The sequence below is a fragment of the Cuneatibacter caecimuris genome, assembly GCF_004216775.1.
In the GTDB taxonomy this organism is placed as follows: Bacteria; Bacillota; Clostridia; order Lachnospirales; family Lachnospiraceae; genus Cuneatibacter; species Cuneatibacter caecimuris.
In genome coordinates this window covers 187017-198817 of record NZ_SGXF01000003.1, presented here as the reverse complement: position 1 = coordinate 198817, position 11801 = coordinate 187017, and the positions used below count along the sequence as shown (strand labels likewise).

At 50.0% G+C, this 11801-nt stretch carries 8 protein-coding genes; all 8 read right to left on the bottom strand.

What is annotated here, in order from left to right:
* Nucleotides 1–456: 456 nt before the first annotated feature.
* On the bottom strand, nt 457–3828 hold the full coding sequence (locus EV209_RS09250; RefSeq protein WP_243647561.1) for a response regulator: 3372 nt from the start codon (nt 3826–3828) through the stop codon (nt 457–459).
* Nucleotides 3825–5090 (bottom strand): ABC transporter substrate-binding protein, encoded by a 1266-nt coding sequence (locus EV209_RS09245; RefSeq protein WP_130435171.1) that lies wholly within the window; start codon nt 5088–5090, stop codon nt 3825–3827. Before EV209_RS09245 ends, EV209_RS09250 begins: the two co-directional genes overlap by 4 nt.
* A 128-nt stretch (nt 5091–5218) precedes the next feature.
* Nucleotides 5219–6655, bottom strand: coding sequence for an Asp-tRNA(Asn)/Glu-tRNA(Gln) amidotransferase subunit GatB (gene gatB / locus EV209_RS09240; RefSeq protein WP_130435170.1), 1437 nt, complete (start codon nt 6653–6655; stop codon nt 5219–5221).
* 2 nt (nt 6656–6657) lie between these two features.
* The gene (gene gatA / locus EV209_RS09235) at nt 6658–8127 is read right to left on the bottom strand and encodes an Asp-tRNA(Asn)/Glu-tRNA(Gln) amidotransferase subunit GatA (RefSeq protein WP_130435169.1); all 1470 of its coding nucleotides are present in this window, start codon (nt 8125–8127) and stop codon (nt 6658–6660) included.
* A gap of 13 nt (nt 8128–8140) precedes the next feature.
* Complete coding sequence (gene gatC / locus EV209_RS09230; protein WP_130435168.1) at nt 8141–8434, bottom strand: Asp-tRNA(Asn)/Glu-tRNA(Gln) amidotransferase subunit GatC; 294 nt, start codon at nt 8432–8434, stop codon at nt 8141–8143.
* Between the two features lie 10 nt (nt 8435–8444).
* Nucleotides 8445–9773: an aspartate--tRNA(Asn) ligase gene (gene aspS, locus EV209_RS09225; protein ID WP_130435167.1), complete on the bottom strand. Its 1329-nt coding sequence runs from the start codon at nt 9771–9773 to the stop codon at nt 8445–8447.
* A gap of 16 nt (nt 9774–9789) precedes the next feature.
* A complete protein-coding gene (locus EV209_RS09220) occupies nt 9790–10338 on the bottom strand; it encodes an ANTAR domain-containing response regulator (RefSeq protein ID WP_130435166.1) in 549 nt (182 codons plus the stop codon).
* Nucleotides 10339–10368: 30 nt separating this feature from the next.
* Nucleotides 10369–11655: a type I glutamate--ammonia ligase gene (gene glnA, locus EV209_RS09215; RefSeq protein WP_130435165.1), complete on the bottom strand. Its 1287-nt coding sequence runs from the start codon at nt 11653–11655 to the stop codon at nt 10369–10371.
* Nucleotides 11656–11801 lie beyond the last annotated feature (146 nt).

Sequence of the window (11801 nt, the reverse complement as noted above, 5' to 3'; positions counted from 1 at the left end):
TATGAGCCATATGTTGATTTAGGCTTTCCCTGTTGCTCCTGTTCTACAAGTCTCTTCCATGGCTGGAAGTTTGTCACCATTTTGCTTTATCAATTCTTTTTTTCATTCATAAGACCTCCACTCGAATTCGCTACACATGTGTAGCGAATTGGTATTTCACTTTTTTTATAGTCCTATCCCTTTTGAAAGTATTTATCATCTGCTGTTTCTTTTGGAAACACGGCAACATCTTCACCCGTTTTTTCCAGTTCAACATTTCAGTAAACTGCTTCCCTTTCTTCTCCCCGATCAAGAACAAATGTTCTTATTTATTTTACTCCAAATACTTCCCAGCGTCAATCAAAATAACACATTTTATCCTTTAAATTTTCAAGCCTCATTGAAAAAGAGGGGCATACTGAAGACATGCCCCTCTTTTCCATATATTATAACCACATTTTATGCCAAACGGACAGATTAATTCTCCCTGCGATTCGCCCCTAAAAACTGATGAAGAATCTGTTCCAGTTGCTCCAGATCTATGGGTTTTGCTAAATGAGCGTTCATACCTGCCTGGAAAGCCTCTCTCACATCTTCCTCAAAGGCATTGGCTGTCATAGCGACAATGGGCAGGGACGCAGCATCCCTGCGGGCCAGGCCGCGGATCGCCCTTGTGGACTGATACCCATCCATAACCGGCATCTGGATATCCATAAAAATTAAATCATAGTGCCCCTCTGCAGATTTCTTCACCATGTTTACTGCTTCTTCTCCATTATGCGCCTCTTCCGGCAGTACCCCTGTCTCCTCAAGCAAAGTCCGCGCAATTTCCATATTGATTTCATTATCTTCAACCAATAAAACATGTTTTCCCGTATAATCAGCCTTGCCTTCAAAGGAATTCCACCTGGGAGGTTCGTCCCCCGCGCTCAGTTCCCGGAGCAGGTAACACATTTTTGACCGGAAAAAGGGCTTGGAAAGGAACGCCGTAACACCTGCGCTGCGGGCTTCCCCCTCAATTTCCGCCCAGTCATAGGCAGTCAGGATAACCACCGGGATATCCGGCCCCACCTCTTCCCTGATGCGCCGGGCTGCTGTAACGCCATCCATCTCTGGCATCTTCCAGTCAAGAATCACCAGCTGGAACGGGTCCTGCGTATCTTTGGCCTCTAATACCCGTGAAACCGCTTCCCGGCCCGTGGTGACAAACTGCGCGCGAAGCCCCATCGCCTGAAGCAGTTCTTTGGTGCTCTCACAAACCTGTAAATCATCATCGGCAATCAGACTGCGTACATCCATCCACTGTTGCGGCACCTCCTCATGCTCCACATTCTGCACTTTCAAAGGGATTGTTACAGTGAATACAGACCCTTCTCCCGGCTGGCTCTCTACCCGTATACCGCCATTCATCAAATCCACCAGGTTTTTGGTGATCGCCATGCCCAGCCCCGTTCCTGTCACTTTACTGCTGGTGGTATTTTGATCCCTCTCAAAAGGCTGGAACAGTCTTTTAAGGAATTCTTCACTCATCCCAACCCCTGTATCAGAGCAGCGGAAGACATAGCTGTAATACCCATTATAAACATTTTTTTCCTGCCATACTTCCACATTGATCCGGCCTCCTGCAGGCGTATATTTCACTGCATTACTCAAGATATTAATAAAAATCTGCCTGATGCGCAGAGAATCTCCAATGACCTCCTCATTTTCCAGGAAATCCAGCCGCACATCCAGTTGAAGCTGTCCGGCCTCTGTCTGCGCGCGGACCAGCTCAGCAGTATCTGATACCAGCTGGGCAAAATTAAACGGCTCATTCCGCAGCGCCAGCTTCCCATTTTCGATCTTGGACATATCCAGTACATCATTGATCAGGCTCAGTAAATGTTTGCCGGAAAGGTTGATTTTCTTGAGACATTCTAATACTCTTTCAGGATTATCAGGATGCGCAGCTGCAATGGCGGTCATTCCGATAATTGCGTTCATCGGTGTGCGTATATCATGGGACATATTGGACAGGAACTGACTTTTCGCCACATTAGCAGCTTTTGCGCTGTCCAGAGCGCTCTGGAGCGCCTGTCTGCGCTGCTCCTCCGCATACCTCTGTTCATCAATCCGACGTGAAATCAGTATGGCCAGTTTGTCCTCCGAATAGGGGTTGTCAACCGCGATCACTTGGGTGGAGGTCCAGTGATACGCTCCATCTGCCAGCTGCTGTCTCGCCTCACAAAAAATCTCTTTGCGCATTTCTCCCAGACCCCTAAAAAGATTTTCAGGAGCAAAACACTGTTTGAATTCCTCCAGGCTGTCTCTATGTATCGTTGGCAGCATATCCTCATATAACTGGCGGAAGGACTTCTGCACGCCTACCGGAAGCATTAAGCCTGGTTTTATATAGATAAAATTCAGAGTATCCTTCGTCAGATTGAGGCTGACAATTAAGGGATATGCATTGGAGATCGCTCCTACCAGAGTCAGGCGTTCCTGCAATTTCCCGCGTTCCGCCTCTTCTTCTGCCAGCTTTTCTTCCGTGATATCATGTACGGCAGTGATAATCACCGGCATTCCGTTCTCGTCCAATGTTCTCTCTACAATCCCATCCGCCCAGAAAAAGGTGTTGTCAACTCTTTTGAGCCGGATCTCAAAAATGTTTTTATTACCGTTTTGGACGGAATCCCGAAATAAAAGGGCTGTCCTTTCATAATCCTCCGGGTGCACCACATCCTGAAGGCTCTGTCCGCCCAACGTGTGCTCGCAGGAATTTTCCTGACAGCCCAACAGACGGCGCCCCTCCTCATTCAGCTGGAGGAAAAGGTAGGGCGATTCCACCGTCATCAATGCGATTCCTTCCGGCACTGCATTATAGAGATGGCTGATATAGTCGGCCTGGTTGCGCAGCCTGCGGTTGGTCCGCCTTACATAATAGAAATACATCAGCACCAGAACCGCAATCCCCAGAATGATCCACAGGATCAGAATCAATGTTTTCAGGATGATTTGATTGGTCTGTGCATTGACAACATCCTCCGGGATAATAGAAATCAGATACCAGTCTGACTGCAGCTTCAACGGAATATAACAAAAAACCGTATCTTCTCCCTGATAGGAGAACACTGCCCACCCGGTTTTCATCCCGGTCAGAGATTGCCGGAATTGTTCCAGTCCTGCAGAATCATTTTTTGATTCCCGAAGAATATCATACAGGTTCTGTACTGTTTTATTGCTGTTAGGATGCGGAGGGCGGATCAGCACATTGCCATCCGTATCGACTACATAAGAAAAACCCGCGTCCTGATAAAAGGAGACGGAGAAGGAATCGACAATTTGCCCCACCTCATACTCTTTCACCAGAAACCCTCTCGTTCCGTCAGACAATTCAGCCTGAACAAACAAATGAAATACATTCACGCCCGTTACACTGCTGATATGAGGATCAATCATCCCGCTTTTGGCATTATTCTCATGCAAAAACTCTGCTACATTTTTGTCAATTTCCTCATCCGCAGGAAAACATCTGCCGTCTTCCAGATAGAGGCTGATCCCATGGTCAACTGCATTGTAATTGCTTAAAAACGCATCCAATGCATCCGCACTCTTCGTCATATCAATACCAGTTAAAGCAGCGCTGACAGTTTCCATGGTACCGTACTCCTCCTGGAGCTGTACCCGAAGGGTATTACGCCCCTGCTGAGTGCTCTCCATAATTGTATTTATGGACTGCTGCCAAAGCTTTGCCTGCACCGCACTGATAAACATGTAAGTCATAATGCCGAGCGCTGCGCCTATAAAAATTGCTGTGAGCGCAATGGTAAGTTTAGAACTTTTTGTCTCTCTTCTATCTCCGCCCTTCATGATCGTTCATCCTCCCCAGCCTGCCGGTCCAGCCACTCCATCACCGCTCCCAGCGGCTCGCCGGAAAGCAGCTTTTGGGATGCACCGGCTGTGAGCTCCCAGATCGGAAGGTTCAGCAGTGCATCCGTACCGATCACTGTACGTCCTTCTGCATAGCAGGAATACAATGGCTGGATTTCCGGTTCCGAAGATGGAACCCCTCTTATCAGCGGGCTGAACGAAGATTGCTGATCAGCAAATTTTTGTATATTTTCCGGCGCAGTAAAGTATTCCACAAACTTCATGGCTGCGCCCAAATGTTCGCTGCCGGCATTCACACTCAGCCTGGTATCGGGATTGATCACCAGCAAAGCCCCATCATCCAATACCGGAAGCGGATACACCTGAAACTCAAAATCAGGATTCATTTCCCTCACCCGGCCGGACGCCCATGCGCCTGTGAGCATAAAGGGGGATTCCCCAAGGATAAATTCCTGCAGATCCTCTGAAGTTTTCTTGGTAGCCAAAGCTTTCGCTTTGTCAACATACCCCTTCTGAATGAACTCCTCCGCCACAGTAAACCCGGAATACAAGTATTCACTGAGCGCCGCTTCGCCATCATTGATTTGTTCAAATATCTCAGCCTGCCGCCCCTCCTGATAAGCCCGAAAGAAGCTGCGGCCGATGGCAAGAGTTTTAAGTGAGATATCATTGTTGGCAATCACCGGTAAAATCCCTCTGCCTGCAAAATAACTGCACACCGCTTCCCACTCCCCAAGATTTTCTGGGACTTTCTGCCCGTGTTCTTCCAGCAAGTCCATATTGCAGTAAAGGCCGAACGCAGATACCGTGGTGGGGACCCAGAAAATTTTTCCGTTTTCCTCCATTTGATCGAGCATCCTTTCGGTAAACCCAGTAATTGTTCTCAGTCCGGACAGATCAGCCACCTGCCCCTCCAGCTCCAGCAAAATATCGTGGTTGACCATGAACACATCATCGCCCTTTCCGGCCTTCATCCGCTTTTCTAGGGCATCATAATATTCCGTCCCCTTCAAACTTTCATAAGAAATCCTTATATCCGGATTCTCCTCCATGAAACCAGAGATGATCTCTTCGATCACTTCCACATTTTCCGGCTCATATTTATTTCCGAAAAAAGTAATTGTGGTAATCTCTCTGTCCGGATCTTCAATAGTAACCACGCTGCCTGTACCGCCGCACCCGGCAGCGGCCAAAAGCAGCAATGCGAATATAGCAAACATGGCGGATATCCATTTTTTCATCTTGTCTCCTTCATTCATTCTGCTCAGGTACCAATAAATTTTATTATAACACAAAAAAAGAGCCCCCTCAAGCCATTGGTTGACTATCAGGGCTCTCTCTTAAAAATTCAGCGCTGTTTGCACAGAACTCACGATTCCTTCACAATTTTTTCCAGCATCTGCCGGACGCCGGCGGGATTTGCCTTCCCTTTCATCCGCTGCATGACCTGGCCTACAAAGAATCCATAGACCTTTTCTTTACCGCCTTTCAGCTCGGAAAAAGGTCCCGGATTTGCCGCCAGCGCTTCCCGCACCGCAGCTTCCAGAGCGCCGGAATCCTCCACAATTTTCAGCCCGTGCTCCTCTATATAGGCCAGCGGCTCTATATTCTCCCGAAATACTTTTTCAAATACCAGCTTGGCATTCTGCGCGCTGATCTTTCCATCATCCAAGCTCTGAATCAGGGCCGCCAGATATTCTGGTAAAAAACAAACCTGCTCCGGGTCAAGTCCGTCCTCTTTCTGCAGCCGAAGCACTTCTCCCAGAAACCAATTAGCCGCCTTTTTCGGGCTTTTGCAGGCCTTCGCTGTCTCCTCAAACAGTCCGGCCAAATGACGGGAATCTGTAAGAATTCCCGCCTCATAGGCGGACAGCCGGTATTCCGCCTGATAGCGCGGCATCTTCTCATCCCGCAATTCAGGCTGCCTGCTTCGTATATCTCTGATCCAATCTTCGGAAATTTCCACCGGCGGCAGGTCGGGATCGGGGAAATACCGGTAATCTTTGGCGTCCTCTTTGGAACGCATGGCATAAGAATATTCTTTATTGTCATCCCAGCGCCTGGTTTCCTGCTGTACCGGTTTCTCTGCCTCCAGCAATTCGATCTGGCGTCTGCGCTCCCCCTCTATGGCCCTGGAAATGGCTTTAAAAGAATTCAGGTTTTTCATTTCCGTTCTTGTGCCCAGTTCCCGGCTGCCCGCCTCCCGAACAGAAAGATTTACATCCGCCCGCATGGAACCTTCCTGCAGCTTGCAGTCAGATACTCCCAGATATTGCAGCGTGTACCGCAGTTTTTCCAGGTAAGCGATCACTTCCTCCGCGCTGCGCATATCCGGTTCCGATACAATCTCAATTAAAGGCACGCCGCTGCGGTTATAGTCCACCAGAGAGCAGTCCTCCCACTCATCGTGAATCAGCTTCCCCGCGTCTTCTTCCATATGCATCTCATGGATACGGATCTTCTTTTTTCCTGCCCCGGTTTCAATCTCCAGCCATCCGTCGTGGCAAATGGGCACATATAGCTGGGAAATCTGGTAGTTCTGGGGATTATCCGGATAAAAATAATTTTTTCTGTCAAACTTGGTCAGCCGATGGATTTCACAGTGAGCAGCCAGCCCCGCCGCCAGAGCAAATTCCACCACTTTTTTATTCAGAACCGGCAAAGAACCCGGCAGCCCGGCGCAGACAGGGCAGGTATGGGTGTTGGGTTCCCCTCCAAAAGCAGTGGAACAGCCGCAGAAAATTTTTGTCCTGGTAGCCAGTTCCACATGGACCTCCAGGCCGATCACCGTTTCATACTGCTTCATATTCAGTCCGCCTCCTTTTCCCATGCCATGGAAAACGCCCCTCTGCAGGCTTCAAAAGCCGAGGCAGCCCGCAGGATTTTTTTCTCCTGAAAACAGTCCCCGATGATCTGCAGCCCTATAGGCAGCCCCGATTCATCTCTTCCGCAGGGCAGGCTCAGCGCGGGCAGACCGCACAGATTTGCCGCTACCGTATGGATATCTCCCAGATACATAGCCAGCGGGTCACGAAGGCTGCTCCCAATCTCCGGAGCCGTGAACGGCGCGGCAGGAGCCAGCAGCACGTCAAAATCCGCGAACGCCCGGTCAAAGTCCTGCCGGATGAGGGCTCTGGTTTTCAGCGCTTTCAGATAATATGCCTCATAGTATCCTGAGCTGAGCACAAAACTCCCCAGCATGATGCGCCGTTTTACCTCCGGACCGAATCCTTCCGTCCTGGTCTTACGGTACATATCATGCAGCCCGGCGCAGTCTGCGGCCCGGCGCCCGTATTTCACTCCGTCAAACCGTTCCAGATTAGAACTCGCTTCGGCGCTGGCAATCAGATAATAGGCCGGAATCATATAGTCCACTGTTTTTAAACTCAAGAACTCTACTGACGCGCCCATCCCGCTGAAAGCCTTCATGGCATCCATAAATGCCTGGCGCACCGCAGGCTGCAGACCTTGCCCGATAAATTCTTTTGGAACGCCGATACGCATTCCCCGAACCTCTTTCCCCAGAGCAGAAGAAAAATCCAGATCCTCCCTCTTTACAGAAGTGCTGTCCTTTTCATCATGGCCGGAAAGAACCTCCAGAAACGCCGCGCAGTCTGCCGTATTTTTTCCGATTGGGCCGATCTGGTCCAATGACGAGGCATAGGCCACCAGCCCGTACCGCGATACCGTTCCATAGGTCGGTTTCAATCCGGTGACTCCGCAGAATGCACTGGGCTGGCGGATAGATCCCCCCGTATCAGAACCCAGCGCAAGAAAAGCTTCCCCTGCCGCCACCGCCGCGCAGGAGCCTCCGGAAGAACCGCCGGGAACTCTTCCGGTATTCCAGGGATTGCGCGTCACGCCGTATGCGGATGTTTCGGTGGTGCTCCCCATCGCAAACTCATCCATATTGGTTTTTCCTAGAATCACCATACCGGCCTGCTCCAGCCGGTCGATCACATGGGCGTTATAGGGAGCTACAAAATTCTCCAATATTTTAGAAGCGCAGGTAGTCTTGCCCCCCTTCATACATATATTATCCTTCACCGCCACAGGCACTCCCGCCAAAGGGCCTTTCATATCCCCGGCCGCAATCTTCTTCTCCACCTGTTTTGCCCGGGCCAAAGCATTCTTTTTATCAATATACAGGTAGGCGTGGATTTCTTTTTCCTGCCTGTCAATCTGATCCAGCGTATCTTTTACCGCTTCTGTAACGCTGATCTGACGCCTTCTGATCAGATCCGCCAGCTCCAGAGCGCTGTGTTTTCCCAGCTCCATTTCACGCCTCCTGCTATTCTACTGTTTTTGGCACCTGAAACTGGCCGTCCTTTTTCTTCGGAGCATTCGCCAGCATCTCCTCTCTTCTGTCTCCATTTCTGACCTCGTCCTCCCGGAACACGTTCCGCAAAGGAAAAACATGGGACATGGGCTCTACTCCCTCCGTATCCAGCTCTTCCAGCTTTTCCACAAAATCCAGCATTTTCTGCATCTCTGCCTTCGCACCTTCCCGTTCTTTCGGAGATAAGTTCAGTTGCGCAAGCGTACAGACATTATCCAATATTTCATCATCAATTATATGAGTCATTCTTCTCTCCTTACGGCGTCAGGCGATTCATATCCCTGGGGAACAGGCAGGCCTCCCGCACATTTTCCGCTCCCAGAAGCTGCATGGTAAGGCGCTCCAGGCCGATCCCCAGGCCCCCGTGAGGGGGCATTCCATATCGAAAGGCATCCAGATAGAATTCCAGCCCTTCTTCTGTCATCCCCCTGTCCGCGATCTTGCGCGTCAGCGCCTTGTAATCATGAATCCTCTGTCCTCCGGTGGTCACTTCCACCCCCCGGAAAAGCAAATCAAAGCTCAGCGTATACCGTGGATCTTCCGGATCATCCATGGCATAAAAGGGCCGTTTTTTAGACGGATAATGGGTGACAAACACAAACTCCGCTCCGTATTCTTCCAGAAAATATCTGCTGATCAGCTGTTCTTCTTCCGGCTCTAAATCATGGGGATTTCTAATGCTTCTGCCGTACTTTTCCGAAACCAGCCTTTTCGCTTCAGTAAACCTGACCCTGGGAATTCTGTCTGCGGCCGGCAGCTTCAGGCTCAGCCGGTCCAGCTCCTCCTGATAATGCTCTTTCAGAAATTCCATAGCATACTGCAGATACCCGGTCTCCGTTTCCATCACTTCTTCAAAACCGTCAATATAACCCATCTCAAAATCCAGGCTTGTATATTCGTTTAAGTGACGTTTCGTATTATGTTTTTCCGCCCGGAACACAGGACCTGTTTCAAAGACCCGGTCAAACACCCCTGCCATGATCTGTTTATAGAACTGGGGGCTCTGGGCCAGCACGGCCGGCTGGTGAAAATATTCCAGGCGGAACATATTAGCTCCTCCCTCGGCTCCCCTGGCGCCAATTTTGGGCGTGTGGATTTCCGTAAATCCCTGCCTGTTTAAAAAGTCACGGAAAGCTCTGGTAAGGCCCTCCTGCACCCGGAATGCGGCCCGTTCCCTCGGGTTGCGCAAGGACAGCGCCCGCATGTTCAGCTTCGCTTCCAGCGATGCGGAGAGCTTCCATTTGTCAATTGCCAGAGGCAGCGGAGTTTCCGGCACAGATAATATCTCCGCCTGCTTCAGGGCCAGCTCTCTTCCGTGAGGCGCCCGCTTCTCTTCTCTCAGCTGTCCGTTCACCCGGACGGCCATCCCCTCCCTTATTTTTTCAGGCAGAGTTTCCCACTGTTCATTTTCACAGACCACCTGAAACAGCCCTTCGCGGCTGCGCAGAATGATAAAAATAACGTCTCCCATATCTCTGACGCTGTGCACCGCCCCCTCTGTCTGTACAGAAGCAGGCAATTCCTTTTGCAGCATCTCTTTCAGGCCGCAAATTTCTTTCTTATTAATTCCTTCCACAAATTCCATACAGCGCCTCCGAACCTTATTCTATCATCAGCATCAATATCATCTGGGCAGTTTCCGCCATATTGGTTCCCGAATCCATGCTGGATTTTTGGATATAACGAAATGCCTCTTCTTCGCTCATTTGATGGCGTTCCATCAGCAGCATCTTCGCGTTGTCGATGTAATTCTTTTCTTTCCATGAACGGGGAGCCGGTTTTTTCTTATCCCTTTTTTTCTGCCGCTCCAGCTGCGTCAGCATCATGGAAACCGTATTAACCAGATCAGCCACCTTTACCGGCCGCTGCAAAACCATCCTTCCATTCTCCAGCTCTCCCACATGCCCTGCTTTTTCCAGAAGGAGCATCTCAAAATATTTTGGCAGATATTCCGCAAATTCACTGCAGTGCATATCCGGCATAAAGTCTTCTGTAATCACCAAGCCGCTGTCTGTCTGGGAAATCTCCAGCAGCGCTCCGGCTGCAGTGGTGCAAACCGCAGATACAGTAAAGCCATAGCGTATCAGAACCTTCTCTACCGAATGCGCAAATTCGGCGTTCCCCAATGCAATGATGATGCTGCCGCCCATCCGCCATCACTCCCTCCTGTTGCCGTAGCATCAGATTCGGTAAAGATATTCTTTGAGCTCCCACTCTGTCACCTGTCTGGTATAGGTTTCCCATTCCCTGCGTTTAGCGCAGATATATTCCCTGAAAAACTCCTCGCCCAATATCTGTTTCATAAATTCTGATTTTTCCAACTCATCCACCGCATCTCTGAGATTCGCGGGAAAATTTTCCTCCCCGCCCACTGCTTCCGGTTGAATTTTTCTGGCAATGCCGTCCAATCCTGCCGCCAGACACGCAGCGAATACCAGATAGGGATTGGCTGCTGCGTCCGGACTGCGAAGTTCAATTTTTGTCTCTTCCCCCCGGCAGATCGGAACCCGAATCAAAGAAGTCTGGTTATTCTTGGTCCAGCTGATTTCCGTAGGGGCCTCATATCCGGGCACCAGCCGTTTGTAAGAATTAACAAGAGGGTTCGTGACAGCCGCCATTTCCCGGCTGTGGGCCAGCAGGCCGCCAATAAAGTAGTAGGCCTCTCTGCTGAGCCCCATCGGATCTCCGGGATCCGCAAATATATTTTTTCCGTATCGGAACAGCGACATGTTCACATGCATGCCGGACCCGTTCCCGTCCGCTCTGGGCTTTGGCATGAAAGTCGCGTGCAGGCCGTGCCGTTTTGCCACAGTGCGCACCGCCAGCTTAAACGTCATGATCTGGTCTGCCATTTTTTCCGCGATATCGCCGTTAAAATCAATCTCATGCTGGGCCGGAGAGGTTTCATGATGGGATGAACTGATCTCATAGCCCATATCTTCCAGGGTCAGCACCATGTCTCTCCGGGCATTTTCTCCGAAATCCAAAGGCCCGAGATCCAGATAACCTGCCTCTTCATAGCTGACCGTGGTGGGCAGGCCGTTATCATCTGTGTGAAACAGGAAAAATTCACATTCAGGATTCACATAAAAGCTGTATCCCTGTTCTCTGGCCCGCTCTGCCGTCCTGTGCAGCAAATACCTGGAGCTGAGCTGGTAAGGCGTCCGGTCAGGCCTGTAGATATCGCAGATCAGCCGGGCCACTTTTCCCTGCTGAGGACGCCAGGGCAGAATTGTAAAAGTATTGGGATCCGGATAAAGATACATATCCGTCTCTTCCGCTCCGTCAACTCCCGGAATAAACGCACAATCCACCACACACTCCTGATTCAGAGCCTTGGGGAGCTCCTTGGCCGTAATCGCAATATTCTTCAGCGTACCGAACATGTCGGTAAACTGCAGGCGAATGAACTCCACATCTTCCTCTTCCGCCATTTTCAGCACATCGTCTCTGGTATAATCCGCCATCACACATTCTCCTTATCCGAACTAATGAATTTCTCATATCACAAAAAGGCGCACTTCAGGAAAAATTCTTCCCTCAGAACGCCTTTGTTCATGGGAGCATTATAGCAGGGGATTTTTTATTTGTCAATTGATATTTTGCCCTTTTA